12 protein-coding genes and 1 pseudogene are annotated in these 15,720 nt (G+C 65.9%); 8 read left to right on the forward strand and 5 right to left on the reverse strand.

Features of this window, described 5'->3' with window-relative positions; all coding sequences use genetic code 11:
- The first annotated feature begins 63 nt into the window (after positions 1–63).
- Together uvrA and U5805_RS11540 are read left to right on the forward strand one after the other, a co-directional pair.
- Positions 64–2,955 carry an excinuclease ABC subunit UvrA gene (gene uvrA, locus U5805_RS11535; protein WP_322103611.1) on the forward strand — a complete coding sequence of 964 codons (2,892 nt, stop codon included), beginning with the start codon at positions 64–66 and terminating at the stop codon, positions 2,953–2,955.
- Between the two features lie 69 nt (positions 2,956–3,024).
- A complete protein-coding gene (locus U5805_RS11540; RefSeq protein WP_322103612.1) occupies positions 3,025–4,134 on the forward strand; it encodes an AI-2E family transporter in 1,110 nt (369 codons plus the stop codon).
- 99 nt (positions 4,135–4,233) lie between these two features.
- Here U5805_RS11540 and purU read toward each other — a convergent pair whose 3' ends face one another.
- The 5 genes from purU to U5805_RS11565 all read right to left on the reverse strand — a co-directional run bounded on the left by purU (position 4,234) and on the right by U5805_RS11565 (position 9,519).
- Positions 4,234–5,103 (reverse strand): formyltetrahydrofolate deformylase, encoded by an 870-nt coding sequence (purU, locus tag U5805_RS11545; protein WP_322103775.1) that lies wholly within the window; start codon positions 5,101–5,103, stop codon positions 4,234–4,236.
- Between the two features lie 59 nt (positions 5,104–5,162).
- Positions 5,163–6,023, reverse strand: a complete 861-nt coding sequence (locus tag U5805_RS11550) for an NUDIX hydrolase (protein ID WP_322103613.1) — start codon at positions 6,021–6,023, stop codon at positions 5,163–5,165.
- Positions 6,024–6,051: 28 nt separating this feature from the next.
- Complete coding sequence (locus tag U5805_RS11555) at positions 6,052–6,675, reverse strand: LysE family translocator (RefSeq protein WP_322103614.1); 624 nt, start codon at positions 6,673–6,675, stop codon at positions 6,052–6,054.
- Between the two features lie 28 nt (positions 6,676–6,703).
- The gene (locus U5805_RS11560; protein WP_322103615.1) at positions 6,704–7,270 is read right to left on the reverse strand and encodes an adenine phosphoribosyltransferase; all 567 of its coding nucleotides are present in this window, start codon (positions 7,268–7,270) and stop codon (positions 6,704–6,706) included.
- A gap of 248 nt (positions 7,271–7,518) precedes the next feature.
- Entirely contained in the window at positions 7,519–9,519 is a 2,001-nt protein-coding gene (locus tag U5805_RS11565; RefSeq protein WP_322103616.1) for a cation:proton antiporter, read from the reverse strand.
- Positions 9,520–10,078: 559 nt separating this feature from the next.
- Between U5805_RS11565 and kdsD the strand changes: the two genes are divergently transcribed.
- From kdsD to U5805_RS11595, 6 genes and pseudogenes are all read left to right on the forward strand, one after another.
- Positions 10,079–11,065, forward strand: a complete 987-nt coding sequence (gene kdsD, locus U5805_RS11570) for an arabinose 5-phosphate isomerase KdsD (RefSeq protein WP_322103617.1) — start codon at positions 10,079–10,081, stop codon at positions 11,063–11,065.
- Positions 11,065–11,592 (forward strand): annotated as a pseudogene (locus U5805_RS11575) (KdsC family phosphatase); the annotation flags it as partial. The gene kdsD and the pseudogene U5805_RS11575, both read left to right, overlap by 1 nt.
- Positions 11,593–11,681: 89 nt before the next feature.
- Positions 11,682–12,281: an LPS export ABC transporter periplasmic protein LptC gene (gene lptC / locus U5805_RS11580; protein ID WP_322103618.1), complete on the forward strand. Its 600-nt coding sequence runs from the start codon at positions 11,682–11,684 to the stop codon at positions 12,279–12,281.
- Positions 12,282–12,312: 31 nt separating this feature from the next.
- Complete coding sequence (gene lptA / locus U5805_RS11585) at positions 12,313–13,005, forward strand: lipopolysaccharide transport periplasmic protein LptA (protein WP_322103619.1); 693 nt, start codon at positions 12,313–12,315, stop codon at positions 13,003–13,005.
- Positions 13,002–13,793 (forward strand): LPS export ABC transporter ATP-binding protein, encoded by a 792-nt coding sequence (lptB, locus tag U5805_RS11590; protein WP_322103620.1) that lies wholly within the window; start codon positions 13,002–13,004, stop codon positions 13,791–13,793. The genes lptA and lptB overlap by 4 nt, the downstream gene beginning before the upstream one ends.
- A 359-nt stretch (positions 13,794–14,152) precedes the next feature.
- Positions 14,153–15,670, forward strand: coding sequence for an RNA polymerase factor sigma-54 (locus tag U5805_RS11595; RefSeq protein WP_322103621.1), 1,518 nt, complete (start codon positions 14,153–14,155; stop codon positions 15,668–15,670).
- Positions 15,671–15,720: the final 50 nt, after the last annotated feature.

Here is a 15,720-nt window from a genome sequence, read left to right on the forward strand (position 1 = left end):
GTAACGGCGGTCTGGAAAAGTCGTTATAGTAGCAGGTTTAGCCCCCCTTTCTCCCGCAGGTTCATGGAACAGATCCGTATCCGTGGGGCCCGAACCCACAACCTGAAGAACGTCAATCTGGACCTGCCGCGCCACAAGCTCGTGGTGATCACCGGGCTTTCCGGCTCGGGCAAGTCCTCGCTGGCGTTCGACACGCTCTACGCGGAAGGCCAGCGCCGTTACGTCGAGAGCCTCTCGGCCTACGCGCGCCAGTTCCTGCAACTGATGGAGAAACCCGACGTCGATCTCATCGAGGGACTGTCGCCGGCCATCTCCATCGAGCAGAAGGCCACCTCGCACAATCCGCGCTCGACGGTCGGCACCGTGACCGAGATCCACGACTACCTGCGGCTTCTGTACGCGCGTATCGGCACGCCTTACTGCCCGGACCACGAGATTCCGCTGGAGTCGCAAAGCGTCTCGCAGATGGTGGACGCCGCGCTCGCGCTGCCCGAAGAGACCCGGCTGATGATCCTCGCGCCCGTTATCGTGGACCGCAAGGGCGAGCACGCCGAACTCTTCGACGACATGCAGGCCCAGGGTTTCGTGCGCTTTCGCGTGCGCTCGGGCGGCGGCACGGCCAACGAGGGCGAGGCGAAGATTTACGAAGTGGAGTCGCTGCCGAAGCTGAAAAAGAGCGAGCGCCACACCATCGACGTGGTGGTGGACCGCCTGAAAGTGCGCCCCGACATGAAACAGCGCCTCGCGGAGTCGTTCGAAACCGCGCTGCGTCTGGCCGAAGGCCGCGCCGTCGCGCTCGAAATGGACACTCACCGCGAGCATCTTTTCAGCTCGAAGTTTGCCTGCCCGATCTGCTCGTACTCGCTGCCGGAGCTGGAGCCGCGCCTCTTCTCGTTCAACAACCCGATGGGCGCGTGCCCCGAGTGCGACGGCCTCGGCCAGATCACGTTCTTCGACCCGAAGCGCGTGGTGGCGCATCCGTCGCTGTCGCTCGCGGCGGGCGCCGTGAAGGGCTGGGACCGGCGCAACCAGTTTTACTTCCAGATGCTGCAAAGCCTCGCGGCTTTCTACGAGTTCGATATCGACACGGCGGTCGAGGACTTGCCCGAGAAGGTGCGCAAGATCCTGCTCTATGGTTCGGGCAAGCAGGAAATCCCGTTTTCGTACATCAACGAGCGCGGCCGCACTTCGGTGCGCGAGCACGTATTCGAAGGGATCATCCCGAATCTGGAGCGCCGCTACCGCGAAACCGACTCGGCGGCGGTGCGCGAGGAACTCGCGAAATACCAGAACAATCAGGCCTGCCCGCATTGCGAAGGCACGCGCCTGCGCCGCGAGGCGCGTTTCGTGCGCATCGGTTCGGCCGGCGAGGCGCGCGCCATCTACGAGATCAGCGGCTGGCCGCTGCGCGACGCGCTCGGCTATTTCCAGACGCTGCGGCTCGAAGGCTCGAAGCGCGAGATCGCCGACAAGGTGGTGAAGGAAATCGTCGCGCGGCTCATGTTCCTCAACAACGTCGGGCTCGATTACCTCTCGCTCGAACGCAGCGCGGAAACGCTCTCGGGCGGCGAGGCGCAGCGCATTCGCCTCGCCTCGCAGATCGGCTCCGGGCTGACCGGCGTGATGTACGTGCTCGACGAGCCGTCGATCGGCCTGCATCAGCGCGACAACGACCGGCTCATCGCGACGCTCAAGCATTTGCGCGATCTCGGCAATTCGGTGATCGTCGTCGAGCACGACGAGGACATGATCCGCATGGCCGACTACGTGGTGGACATGGGGCCGGGCGCGGGCGAGCACGGCGGCATGATCATCTCGCAGGGCACGCCCGCCGAGGTGGAGCACGATCCCGCCTCGATGACCGGGCAGTATCTGTCGGGCGCGCGCCGCATCGAGTACCCGGACGAGCGCAAGGAAGCCGACGAGCGCCGCCTGCGCATCGTCGAGGCCTACGGCAACAATCTCAAGCGCGTGTCGCTCGATTTGCCGGTCGGGCTCTTGACCTGCGTAACCGGCGTTTCGGGCTCGGGCAAGTCCACGCTCATCAACGACACGCTCTACAACGCGGTCGCGCAGCACCTTTACGGCTCGTCGGCGGAACCCGCGCCGTTCGAGGCGATCGAGGGCATGGAGCATTTCGACAAGGTCATCAACGTCGATCAATCGCCGATCGGCCGCACGCCGCGCTCCAATCCCGCCACCTACACGGGCCTCTTCACGCCCATTCGCGAGTTGTTCGCGGGCGTGCCGGCGGCCAAGGAACGCGGCTACGAGTCGGGGCGCTTCTCGTTCAACGTGAAGGGCGGGCGCTGCGAAAGCTGCCAGGGCGACGGCGTGCTCAAGGTGGAAATGCACTTTCTGCCCGACGTGTACGTGCCCTGCGACGTCTGCCACGGCAAGCGCTACAACCGCGAAACGCTGGAAATCCAGTACAAGGGCCGGAACATCAGCGAAGTGCTCGACATGACGGTGGAAGCCGCCTACGAGTTCTTCAAGGCGGTGCCGGTGGTCGCGCGCAAGCTCAAGACGCTGCTCGACGTGGGGCTCGGCTATATCCGGCTCGGCCAGTCGGCCACCACGCTTTCGGGCGGCGAGGCGCAGCGCGTGAAGCTGTCGCTGGAACTTTCCAAGCGCGATACCGGCCGCACACTCTATATACTCGACGAACCGACCACGGGCCTGCACTTCCACGACATCGCCCTGCTGCTCGAAGTGATTCACCGGCTTCGCGATCAGGGCAACACGGTGGTGATCATCGAGCATAATCTCGATGTCATCAAAACCGCCGACTGGGTCGTGGACATGGGCCCCGAAGGCGGCGCGGGCGGCGGCCAGATCGTGGCCCAGGGGACGCCCGAGCACGTCGCGAAGTCGAAGGCCAGCTTCACGGGCCGCTATCTCGCGCCGCTGCTCAAGCGCCCGATGGCCGCGCTGGACACGGCATCGGGCAAATAGCAGGCGTAGCGGCATCAACGGGCTGGGCGCCCTCGTGCGCCCACGGTTTGGGGACGGAATCAATCCAACATGGTCAAGCGCAACGAAGCGACCAACACAGCCGGCTCGGCCGGCGAGAAGCAGCAACAGGTGCGCGACCTGCGGCCGAGGCCGGTCAGGCTCACGAGCGACATGAGCCTGCCGCGGCTCTCGGCGGTGGAAATCGGCAGCTATCTCGCCGCCCTCGCGGGCATGCTGGCGGTGCTGCACCTGAACCTGCTCGGCGCCTTGCTCGCGGGCATGCTTGTCTATCAGCTCGTCCACACCATTTCGCCGCTGATCGAGCGGCGCATGTCGAGCAGCCGCGCGCGCTGGCTCTCGGTCGTGCTGGTTTCCGTGGTGATCGTGGGCATTCTCACGGGCCTGACCGTGGGCGTCATCGAGCAGTTCGAGAACGACGTGCCGAGCGTGCAGAAGGTCATGGCGCAGATGATGACCTTCGTCGATCAGGCGCGCGGGCGCATTCCCGACGCCATCGCGTCCTACCTGCCCGTGGACGTGGCGCAGATGAAGCTCAAGGCGCTCGCGCTCATGCATGAGCACGCCACCCAGCTCGGCCAGGGCGGCAAGAACGCCGCGCGCATCCTGGGCCATATCGTAATCGGCATGATCATCGGCGCGATCGTGGCGATCGGCGCGCAAAAGAACGCCACGCGCCTGCCGCTTTCCACGGCGTTCGTCGCGCGGGTGGCGCGTTTCGCCGACGCGTTCCGCCGCATCGTGTTCGCGCAAGTGAAGATTTCGGCCATCAACACGGTGTTCACCGGCCTGTTTTTGCTGCTCGCGCTGCCCATTTTTCACGCGCCGCTGCCGCTCGCGAAAATGCTCGTGGTGGTCACGTTCGTGGTGGGCCTGCTGCCCGTGATCGGCAACCTGATTTCGAACACGCTGATCGTCGCCATCGCGCTCACCGTGAGCCTGCCGGCGGCCGTCATGGCGCTCGGCTTTCTCATTCTCATCCACAAGTTCGAGTACTTTCTGAACGCGCGCATCGTGGGCGGCCAGATCGAGGCGCGCACGTGGGAACTGCTCGTTGCGATGCTCGTGATGGAAGCCGCGTTCGGCCTCCAGGGCGTGATCGCCGCGCCGATCTTTTATGCGTACATCAAGCGCGAGCTGATTTATCTGCGGCTGGTTTGAGCGGTTTGTGCGCTTTGTGCGCGATCCCGCGCGAAAAAAAATGGCCCCGGGCGTTCAGCCTCGGGGCCATTTTTCATGGTGCGCCAACTCACGGCGAGGTCAGCGGAACACCACCGTCTTGTGCCCGTTCAGCACGATGCGATGCTCCACGTGCCACTTCACCGCGCGCGCGAGCGTCACGCACTCCACGTCGCGGCCGATTGCCGTGAGCTGGTCCGGCGTCATGTTGTGGTCCACGCGCTCGACTTCCTGCTCGATGATCGGGCCTTCGTCGAGATCCGACGTCACGTAATGCGCCGTCGCGCCGATGAGCTTCACGCCGCGGTCGAATGCCTGATAGTACGGCTTCGCGCCCTTGAAGCTCGGCAGGAACGAGTGATGGATGTTGATCGCGCGGCCTTCGAGCGCGCCGCACAATTGCGGCGACAAAATCTGCATGTAGCGCGCGAGCACCACGAGATCGGCTTGCTCGTTGTTCACCACGTCCAGCACGCGCGCTTCCTGCGCGGCCTTGTCCGCTTCCGTGCCGCCGAGCAGCGGGAAATGGTGGAACGGAATGTTGTAGCTCGCGGCGAGCTGATAGAAGTCCTTGTGATTCGAGATGATCGCGGGAATCTCGATCGGCAGTTGACCGGTGCGATAGCGGAACAGCAGGTCGTTCAGGCAATGGCCGATCTTCGAGACCATCAGGATCACGCGCGGCTTCACGTTCGCGTCATGCAATTCCCAGCGCATGCCGAACTCCTGCGCGAGCGGCGCGAACAACTCGCGCAGGCCGTCGAGGCCCGGGTCGCCGCCCACTTGCTGAAAGTGTACGCGCATGAAGAATTCGCCCGTGTGGCTGTCGCCGAACTGGGCCGAATCGAGAATGTTGCTGCCGCGCTCGAACAGAAAGCCCGAGACGGCATGCACGATGCCCGGCCGGTCGGCGCACGACAGTTTGAGGATGAAGCTGTGATCGGTCGACATGACCTTGGTGACTCCCATCAATTGCTCGGTATTTCAAAGGGTTTTGCAAAAACGCCCTTTCACAGCGTCGGCGGTTCGAAGATCGCGGCAATGCCCTCGCACGCATCTTCGTCGATCCAGCGGCGGCGCAGCAGGCAGTCGAGCGTCGCGAGGCTCGCGTCCACCGTCATCGCGCCCTCCTCGATCCAGCGCGCCGTTTCGTCGATGCGCGCGAGGCGGTGCTCGCCCACTTCGCCGTCCTGATTGTGCGGCACGAAGTCGGCGGGCAACGCGAGATCGTAGATGAAGATCTGCTCGGCCTGGGTGCCCTCGGGCAGCGATTGCAGCACGTGCGCCGTGCGGCCCGCGCGCGCCGTGCGAGCGAGGTCGGCGGCAATGCCCGCCTCTTCCCAGCATTCCTTCACGAGCGTGGCCTCGACGCCGAAACCCCAGCCGATACCGCCCGCGACGACGTTGTCGAGCATGCCGGGGTCGGTGGCCTTGGTGTCGCTGCGGCGCGCGATCCACAACTGCGGCGCGCCGGAATCGCCATATTCTACGACGCCGTTCAGATGCACCGCGTACGTCATCGTGCCGAAGAAACGCGAGGCGGCGCGCTCGATATAGGCGAGCGGCGGCGCGTCGAAGGCGTTGCGGATCGCGTAGGTTTCGTTGCGCCAGCCCGGAATGCGGCCCTCCGCCGCCAGCGCGCCGATCACCGAGCCGAGCGCGGCGCTGCGCGCCGCCACGGTGTCGAATCCGGCCGCGAGCGCGACGCGCGCCTGCCCGGCACCGCCGCCGATCTCGAACACGTCCGGCCAACGCTCGAGCAGCGCGACGTCGCGCTCGCGAATCCAGCCGACGCGTTCGTCGCCGAAATAAAACGGCCGGTGCGCGCTCGCATCGAAGCGGCGCGCGGCGGTGATGCAGGGCAAGGTCATCGGCGAAAGCTCCTGAGATCGGCCGCGTTCAGTCGCGCAGCGCGACGCGAATGCCGATGGCGATGAAAGTGATGCCCGCGAGGCGGTCGAGCCACACGCCCGCGCGCGGGCGGCGCTTGAGCCAGCCGCCGATCGTGCCCGCGCACAGGCCGAACACGGAGAACACCACGAGCGTTTGCGCCATGAACACGAGGCCCAGTTCGAGCATTTGCAGCGTGACGGGCTGCGTGCCGCGGGCGTTGGCCGTGTCGATGAATTGCGGCAGGAACACCACGAAGAACAGCGTCACCTTGGGATTCATGATGTTGCCGAGCACGCTCTGGCGAAAGATCGCGGCAAGCGGCTGGCGCGGCCGGTCGCCCGCCGCCGCGAGCCCCTGGCTGCGCAGCGCCTTCACGCCGATCCAGACGAGATACGCGGCGCCCGCGAACTTGAGCGTCTGGAACGCGACCGGCGACGAACGCAAGAGCGCCGCCACGCCGAGCGCGGCGAGCGTGGTGTGGAAGGTGACGCCGGCGGCGAACCCGAGCGCGGCCACGAGCCCGGCGGCGCGGCCCTGCGAGATGCCGCGCGCGAGCACCTGAAGATTGTCGGGACCGGGCGCGAAGGTGATCGCGATGGAAGTGGCGAGAAAAAGCGCGAAATTCGGCATGGGATGCAAGTGGTTGATCGAGGGCAGCTCAATGGCCGCCGAACGAGGTCACGGTGTAAAGCGGCAGGCCCGCCGCGTCGAGCAGCTTCGAGCCGCCCAGATCGGGCAGGTCGATGATCGCCGCGCCTTCCACCACGCTCGCGCCCAGGCGCTCCAGCAGCAGCTTGCCCGCCATCATCGTGCCGCCGGTCGCGATCAGGTCGTCCACGATCACGACGCGGTCGCCCTTGCCGCACGCATCCTCGTGAATCTCGACCGTCGCCTCGCCGTATTCGAGCCGATAGGTTTCGGACACGGTCTTGTACGGCAGCTTGCCGATCTTGCGGATCGGAATGAAGCCCACGTTCAGCTCATAGGCGACGATCGGCCCGATGATGAAACCGCGCGCGTCGAGACCCGCCACGTAGTCGAGCTTCGCATCCACGTAACGCTCGACGAACAGGTCGATCAGCACGCGCAAGCCTTTCGGATGGCCGATGAGCGGCGTGATGTCGCGAAACTGCACACCCGGCTGGGGCCAGTCGGGCACCGTGCGGATCAGGCTGTGCACGAACTGGGCGGGATCGGCGCTCGGGTTCGCAGGTGCGTGGGACATGGTTTCTCCGGGAATACTGACAGAACAAGGAATACGAAAAAACTAAAACGGGGCGCAAAGCCGTTGAAGAAGCGGCTAAAGCCGCCCGCTTCGGGCAGCCCTCAGGCGGGCTTCATGCGGCTTTATGCGGCTTTATGCGGCTTCATGCGGGCTTCAAGCGGACTTCAGGCCGGTTTCGGGCGGATTTCAAGCCGGTTTCGCGCGGGCCTCGGCAACCTTCGAGGCGCCTCGCGCCCCCGCAAACCCGCTCAAGCCGCCGCCGCGCCCGTGCGCCGATGCCGCGAAAGCCGTTCCTCGGCAAGCGCCAGTTGCTCGGGCAAGCCGCGCAGCACGACGATATCGGCCTCGCGCAGCTTGGTCGCGGGGTCGGGCTCCACGCCGCGAATGCCGTGCCGGCGAATTGCCGTGACTTCCACGCCGAGGTCGTAGAGGCCCAGCTCCGCGAGCGTGCGGCCCACGGCGTCGGCGCGCGCGTCGACCGGTACGGATTGTAGCCGCACCTGCTCGTGACCGTCCTCGCCGGCATCGTCGGTGCCGTGGAAGTAGCCGCGCAACAGGCTGTAGCGCTCGTCGCGCAGTTCCTCCACGCGGCGCACCACGCGCCGCATCGGCACGCCCATCAGCACGAGCATGTGCGAAGCGAGCATCAGGCTGCCTTCGACGATTTCGGGAATCACCTCGGTCGCGCCCGCCGCCAGCAGACGTTCGAGATCGGCGTCGTCGACGGTGCGCACGATCACGGGCAAGGTGGGTTCCAGCTCGTGAATGTGATGCAGCACGCGAAACGCCGACTGCGTGTTCGCATAGGTGATCGCCACGGCCGCCGCGCGGTGGATGCCCGCCGCCACCAGCGACTCGCGCCGCGCCGCGTCGCCGAACACCACCGATTCGCCCGCCGCCGCGGCCGCCGCCACGCGGTCCGGGTCGAGGTCGAGCGCGACGTACGACAGCCCTTCGTTTTCCAGCATGCGCGCGAGGTTCTGCCCGGCGCGGCCGTAACCGCAGACGATCACGTGGCCGCTCTGCTTGATGCTCTGCGTGGCGATGCGCGTCATCATCAGCGACTGCTGCATCCATTCCGTCGACGAAAGCCGCAGCACGATGCGATCGGCGTTCTGAATGAGGAACGGCGCGGCGAGCATGGAAAGCAGCATCGCCGCGAGAATCGCCTGGAGCAGCGTGGGATCGACGAGATGCTTGTCGAGAATGAGGTTGAGCAGCACGAAACCGAATTCGCCCGCCTGCGCGAGCCCGAGGCCCGTGCGCATGGCCACGCCCGGCGAAGCGCCGAACAGCCGCGTGAGCGCCGTGATCAGCACGGCCTTCATGACCACCGGACCGAGCACGAACGCCGCGACCATGAACGGGTGCTGCCAGATCACGAGCGGATTGAGCAGCATGCCCGTGGTTACGAAAAAGAGGCCGAGCAGCACGTCGCGAAACGGCTTGATGTCCTCTTCCACCTGATGCCTGTACGGCGTTTCGGCGATCAGCATGCCCGCGATGAACGCGCCCAGCGCGAGCGAGAGGCCGAATTTGTCGGTGATGAACGCCGCGCCCAGCGTGACGAGCAGCACATTGAGCACGAACAGCTCCTGCGAGCGGCGCCGCGCCACCACGTTGAACCAGCGCGTCATGAACTTCTGGCCGACGAACAGCAGAATGCCGAGCGCGAGCACGATCTTCACGGCGGCCATGCCGAGCGACTCGAACAGCGACTTCGACGACCCGCCGAACGCGGCGATCACAATGAGGAGCGGCACCACGGCCAGGTCCTGGAACAGCAGCACGCCGAGAATGTTGCGGCCGTGCTCGGATTCGATCTCGAGCCGCTCGGAAAGCATCTTGCTGACGATGGCCGTGGACGACATCGCGAGCGCGCCGCCAAGCGCCACGCACGCCTGCCACGTGATGTGTACCCACGGCTCCATCGCGAGCCCGAGCGCGAGCGCGACCAGAATGGTGCCGAGCACCTGCGAAAGCCCGAGCCCGAACACCGCGCGCCGCATGGTGCGCAGCTTCGAGAGCGAAAATTCGAGGCCGATCGAGAACATCAGGAACACCACGCCGAACTCGGCCAGATTCTGCGCGCCCTCGGTATTGGGCACGATGCCGAACGCGCGCGGCCCGACCAGAATGCCGACCGTGAGATAACCGAGCATCGGCGGCAGGTTCAGATAACGGAACAGCACGACGCCGACCACCGAGGCGAGCAGAAGGAACAGCGTCATTTCCAGCGGAGAAATCATCGTGTCGGGCGTCCTCTTGCGTCGGCTTCGGGTTGGCGGCGGTGTCTACGGCTTGTTCGTCGGGGCGGCGATGAATCTGTTCGATGCGGGCAATGCAGGCGCCAGGGGCGCGGGGAGCGACAAGGGCGATAAGTCACCGCGCTCGTCGCAATTCCACGACGAGCGGCGATAACCGATAGGGGCCACCGCGCGGACCACTGCGCGGGCTAACCGCACAGACCAACCGCACGGACCAACCGCACGGACCAACCGCGCGGACAGCTCACGCGGACCGCCCGCGCCCGTCTGTTCGCCCGGTTCGGGGTCGACGACCGGCGCGGTGGCGGCGCGGGAAAAATGCGGTGCGGGCGGGGCTCGGCAGCAGCGCGGGACGACGGGCTGCCGGCAGGCCCGCAAGGCGCGGCAGGGCCGTTCGGGGCACGCGGCCAGGAACGCGGCCAGGAACGCGACCAGACCCGCGGCCAGACCCTCGGCGCCTACGCGTTTCGCGGCTCGCGCACGGGGCTTTCGCGCTGGAGGCGTCGGCGCGGCGGCGAGACGCCTTTGCTATACTCCGCGAATGATAGCGAAAATCAATGGCGACCGGGCGCTGAAGCTCGCTCGCGACGTGCTCGACATCGAAGCCGACGCCGTGCGCGGTCTTCGCGACCGGCTCGACGACAACTTCGTCGGCGCGGTCGATCTCATTCTTGGCTGCCGCGGGCGCGTGGTCGTTTCCGGTATTGGCAAATCGGGGCACATTGCCCGCAAATTCGCGGCCACGCTGGCCTCCACCGGCACCCCGGCGTTCTTCGTTCACCCGGCCGAAGCCAGCCACGGCGACCTCGGCATGGTCACCGAGGACGACGTCTTCATCGGTCTGTCGAACTCCGGCGAATCCGAAGAACTCGTGGCGATCCTGCCGCTCGTCAAGCGCATCGGCGCAAAGCTTATCGGCATCACGGGCAACCGCCCGCAATCCACGCTCGGCAAGCTCTCCGACTTTCATCTGGACGCCGGCGTCGAAAAAGAAGCCTGCTCGCTCAATCTCGCGCCCACGGCCAGCACCACGGCGTCGCTCGCGCTGAGCGACGCGCTCGCGGTCGCGGTGCTCGACGCGCGCGGCTTCGGCGCCGACGACTTCGCGCGCTCGCATCCGGGCGGCGCGCTCGGCCGGCGCCTGCTCACCTACGTGCGCGACGTCATGCGCACCGGCGACGAAGTGCCGAAGGTGAGCAGCGACGTCACCGTGCGCGACGCCCTCTTCCAGCTCACGGCCAAGCGCATGGGCATGACGGCCGTGGTGAGCGAGGCCGGGCACGTGGAAGGCATCTTCACCGACGGCGACTTGCGCCGCGTGCTCGAACGCGCGGGCGACTTCCGCGAACTGCCGATCTCGCAGGTCATGACGAAGCACCCGCGCACGATCGGCCCGGACCAGCTCGCGGTGGAAGCCGTGGAACTGATGGAGCGTCATCGCATCAATCAGATGCTGGTCGTCGATACCGAAGGCACGCTGATCGGCGCGCTCAACATGCACGACCTCTTTTCGAAGAAGGTGATTTGATGGCTCTCCAACTTGACGCAACGGCGCGCGCGGCGCGCGTGCGCCTGATGATCTTCGACGTCGACGGCGTGCTCACCGACGGCGGCCTGCTCTTCACGGGTCAAGGCGACACCATGAAGGGCTTCAACTCGCTCGACGGCCACGGCGCGAAGCTCTTGCGCGAAGCCGGCATCGACACGGCCATCATCACGGGCCGCAAGTCGGAGATCGTCGCCGTGCGCGCGAAGGAACTGCGCATCACGCATCTGTGGCAAGGCGTGGAAGACAAGCGCACCGCGTTCGCCGAACTGCTCCGGCAAACCGGCATGACGCCCGAGCAATGCGGCTACATGGGCGACGACTGGCCCGACCTCGCGGTCATGCTCCAGTGCGGCTTCGCGGCCGCGCCCGCCAACGCGCACCCCGACGTGCTGTCGCGCGCGCATTGGGTATCGGACAAAACGGGCGGCTATGGGGCCGTGCGCGAAGTCACCGACTTGATCCTGCGCGCGCAGAACCAGTACGAAACGCTGCTCGCGCAGGCGTGTTCGCCGCATTCGCCGCACGCCGCCAACGCCGATGCAAATCCTGCTGCGAATTCGGCTGCAAATCCCGCCGCAACCAGGGCGCAAACGCGATGAACCCGCGGTTTCGCCTCGTCTCCCTCGTTCCGCTCATTTGCGTGGCGGCGCTCGCCGGCTTCACGTGGTGGCTGCTGCAAGCCGTGCAACCGCGCGAGCACGAGGCGGCGCCGCGCCCGCTCACGCATACGCCCGACTATTTCGCCGACAATTTTTCCGTCTCCGAGCTGGATCAGTCGGGCGCGACGCAATACAGGCTCACGGCCGCGCACATGGTCCATTACGAGGACGACGAAGACAGCGACCTCACGAATCCGGCCGTGCGGGCGTTCCAGCCCGGCAAGCCGATCGTGACCGCCACCGGCAAACGCGGCACCGTCAACGGCGACGCTTCCATCGTCAATCTGTACGACAACGCACAGATCTTGCGCGCGGCCGGCTACGGCGACCCCGAAATGCAGGCCGATTCCGAGCATTTCCGCGTGCTCGTGAACGACGATGTGATCCTGACCGAAAAGCCGGTTAAACTTCGTCGCGGCCTGTCGGTCATGACAGCCACCAACGGCATGAACTACAACAACGTCACCCGGGTCATCCAGCTCTACGGCAACGTTCGTGGCGCGATCGCCCCGGCTGACTCCGGCGGCTCGTCCTGAACCCCGGGCCGTCCACGCAAGGCACGATTGCATGAACGAATCGACTCCCCGTCCTGAGTCCGGCCGCTCGCGAAACGCGCGCGCCGACCGCGCCGTGATCGCGGCGCTGGCCGCGCTCGCCGCCGCGCTTTCGCTCGGCGTGTTCGCACCCTCCGCGCACGCGGAGCGCGCCGACAAGGACAAACCGCTCAATATCGAAGCGGACAACATGACGTACGACGATCTGAAACAGCAGACCGTCTTCACCGGCCACGTCGTCGCGACGAAGGGCACGATCCTCATCAAGGCCGAGAAACTCGTCGTCACCCAGGACCCGCAGGGCTACCAGTACGCCACGGGCACCGTCGCGCCCGGCAGCACCGGCGACAATCTCGCGTATTTCCGCCAGAAGCGCGAGGGCCTGAACGAATATGTCGACGGCACGGCCGAGCGCATCGACTACGACGGCAAACAGGATCTCACCACGCTCACCACGAACGCGACGGTGCGCCGCCTGCAAGGCCTCTCGACGCTGATGGACACCGTCCACGGCAGCGTCATCACCTATGACGGGCAGAACGACTTCTATACCGCGAAGTCGGGCAAGGACGTCGCCGGGCCGGGCAACCCCGGCGGCCGGGTGCGCGCCATGCTGTCGCCGCGCAACGGCGGCGCGCAGCCGCTCGCCGGCGCTCCGGCGCCGCTCGCCCCGTCGAACAAGCTGCAGGGAACGCCGCAACAGTGAACACCGTTACCGCCCCCCAAAGCCACGGCCGCCAGCTCGCCGGCAAGACAAGCTCGCTCGTCGTGCGCAATCTGAAAAAACGCTACGGCTCGCGCACGGTCGTCAAGGACGTTTCGCTCGACGTGAAAAGCGGCGAAGTGGTCGGCCTGCTCGGCCCCAACGGCGCCGGCAAGACCACGTCGTTCTACATGATCGTGGGCCTCGTGCCGCTCGACGCGGGCGACATCGACCTCGACGGCCGGTCCATCAGCCTGCTGCCGATCCACAAGCGCGCGGCGCTCGGCCTCTCGTATCTGCCGCAGGAAGCTTCCGTGTTCCGCAAGCTCACCGTCGAAGAAAACATTCGCGCGGTGCTCGAACTCCAGGTGGACGGCAACGGCAGGCGGCTCTCGAAAGACATCATCACGCAGCGCGCCGAGGCGCTGCTCGAAGAATTGCAGATCGCGCATCTGCGCGACAATCCGGCGCTCTCGCTTTCGGGCGGCGAACGCCGCCGCGTGGAAATCGCGCGCGCCCTCGCGACCGACCCGAGCTTCATCCTGCTCGACGAGCCGTTCGCGGGCGTCGACCCGATCGCCGTGCTGGAAATCCAGAAGATCGTGAAGTTCCTCAAGCAGCGCAACATCGGCGTGCTGATCACGGACCACAACGTGCGCGAAACGCTCGGCATTTGCGACCACGCGTACATCATCAGCGACGGCACCGTGCTCGCGGCCGGCGCACCCGGCGACATCATCGAAAACGAGAGCGTGCGCCGCGTCTATCTCGGCGAGCATTTCCGCATGTGATGCCGCGCCGCCGGGCGCTCGCGGCATGACGCCGCGCGCCCGTCCGGTCTGTCCCAATCTCCCTTTTTTGGCGCGCCCGGCGCGTGACGCACAATTGCGGGTTGCCTCGCGCGCGATGCGCGGCGCTCGCGCCGGGCGTGCGATCCATACCGTTTTTCCGCGCATCCGTCGCGCTTTCCGCGCGTTTTCCGTATTCCCCCCCGCAGGAACCGCTCGCGCCCACGCGCGCGCGGCCCGGTGCTTGCGCACCCTGTCCGCCGATGCGGCATGACGGCGCTTGCGTGGGATCGAGGTGACATTGCGAATGCCACTTGGTGCCGCGTACGTGGCAAACTCTTTACAATGATTCGCACATCGCCATGAAAGCCAGCCTCCAACTCCGCCTTTCGCAGCATCTTGCGCTGACTCCCCAACTGCAACAGTCCATCCGGCTGTTGCAGCTGTCGACGCTCGAACTGCAACAGGAGGTCGCCACGGCGATCGCGCAAAATCCGCTGCTCGAAAACGAGGACGACTGGATCGCCAGCCCCTTGCGCGTGGCCGCCGACGGCTCGCTCATCGCGCAGCCGCCCGCCTCCGCGAGCGCGGAGCCGATGCAAGGCGCGAGCATTTCGTCCGCCGCGTCCAACGGCAGCGACGACAACGGCGAGCGCGAGCCGCGCGGCGTGGACGAATACGACGGCATGTCCGGCGACGCGAACGGCGACGCGAGCCAGTGGAATCTCGACGACTACGGCCGCTCCGGCAACGCCTCCGACGACGACGATTTGCCGCCGCTGCAAATCCACGAATCGACCACCACGCTGCGCGATCATCTGATGGCGCAGTTGCGCGAGACGAACGCGAGCCTGCGCGACCGCGCGCTCATCACGTTTCTCATCGAGTCGCTCGACGAAGACGGCTATCTGAGCGCGACGTGCGAGGAAATTCTTGCCGATATCCCCGACGAACTCGAAGTCGACAACGACGAACTGAACGCGGCGCTCGCGCTGCTGCACAGCTTCGACCCGGCGGGCGTGGGCGCGCGCTCGGCGTCGGAATGCCTGAAGCTGCAATTGCTGCGCATTCCGTCCAGCGCCACGCGCACGCTCGCGCTGGACATCGTCTCGCACCATCTCGAACTGCTCGCGGCGCGTGACTTCACGCGCCTGCGCAAGCAGCTCAAGACCGGCGACGACGAACTGCGCGAGGCGCATGCGCTGATCCGCTCGCTCGAGCCGTTCCCGGGCGCGGCCTACGGCAAGGCGGAAGCCGACTACGTGGTGCCCGACATCATCGTCAAAAAGACGGGTCAGAACTGGCACGCGGAACTCAATCCCGAGGTGGTGCCGAAGCTGCGCATCAACCATCTCTACGCCAACATCCTGCGCAACAACCGCGGCGACCCGGGCAGCGGCTCGCTGCGCCAGCAGCTTCAGGAAGCGCGCTGGCTCATCAAGAATATCCAGCAGCGTTTCGAGACGATCCTGCGTGTCGCGCAGGCGATAGTCGAGCGTCAGAAGAACTTTTTCGTGCACGGCGAAATCGCCATGCGCCCCTTGGTTTTGAGGGAGATTGCTGATACGCTGGGCCTACACGAATCAACTGTCTCGCGTGTGACAACCGGTAAATACATGCTGACTCCGTTCGGAACGCTGGAGTTCAAGTACTTCTTCGGGTCGCATGTTTCTACCGATACTGGCGGTGCGGCGTCGTCCACGGCTATCCGCGCCCTCATCAAGCAACTCATAGGAGCCGAGAACACCAGGTCCCCCCTTTCGGACAGCCGCATCGCCGAACTGCTGGCGGAACAGGGCTTCGTGGTGGCGCGACGTACGGTCGCGAAATACCGCGAGGCGCTGAAGATCCCAGCCGTTAATTTGCGCAAGTCTCTTTAGCCTGTTCTGCCTTTATGGAGCAGGCGTTTTCCGGCCGCTACGCCCGTTGG

The organism is Paraburkholderia sp. J41 (assembly GCF_905220235.1).
In the GTDB taxonomy this organism is placed as follows: Bacteria; Pseudomonadota; Gammaproteobacteria; order Burkholderiales; family Burkholderiaceae; genus Paraburkholderia.

Coding starts and splice junctions, on each gene's coding strand:
- uvrA (WP_322103611.1), top strand. CDS start 64: ATGGAACAGATCCGTATCCGTGGGGCCCGAACCCACAACCTGAAGAAC.
- U5805_RS11540 (WP_322103612.1), top strand. CDS start 3,025: ATGGTCAAGCGCAACGAAGCGACCAACACAGCCGGCTCGGCCGGCGAG.
- purU (WP_322103775.1), bottom strand. CDS start 5,103: ATGTCGACCGATCACAGCTTCATCCTCAAACTGTCGTGCGCCGACCGG.
- U5805_RS11550 (WP_322103613.1), bottom strand. CDS start 6,023: ATGACCTTGCCCTGCATCACCGCCGCGCGCCGCTTCGATGCGAGCGCG.
- U5805_RS11555 (WP_322103614.1), bottom strand. CDS start 6,675: ATGCCGAATTTCGCGCTTTTTCTCGCCACTTCCATCGCGATCACCTTC.
- U5805_RS11560 (WP_322103615.1), bottom strand. CDS start 7,270: ATGTCCCACGCACCTGCGAACCCGAGCGCCGATCCCGCCCAGTTCGTG.
- U5805_RS11565 (WP_322103616.1), bottom strand. CDS start 9,519: ATGATTTCTCCGCTGGAAATGACGCTGTTCCTTCTGCTCGCCTCGGTG.
- kdsD (WP_322103617.1), top strand. CDS start 10,079: ATGATAGCGAAAATCAATGGCGACCGGGCGCTGAAGCTCGCTCGCGAC.
- lptC (WP_322103618.1), top strand. CDS start 11,682: ATGAACCCGCGGTTTCGCCTCGTCTCCCTCGTTCCGCTCATTTGCGTG.
- lptA (WP_322103619.1), top strand. CDS start 12,313: ATGAACGAATCGACTCCCCGTCCTGAGTCCGGCCGCTCGCGAAACGCG.
- U5805_RS11595 (WP_322103621.1), top strand. CDS start 14,153: ATGAAAGCCAGCCTCCAACTCCGCCTTTCGCAGCATCTTGCGCTGACT.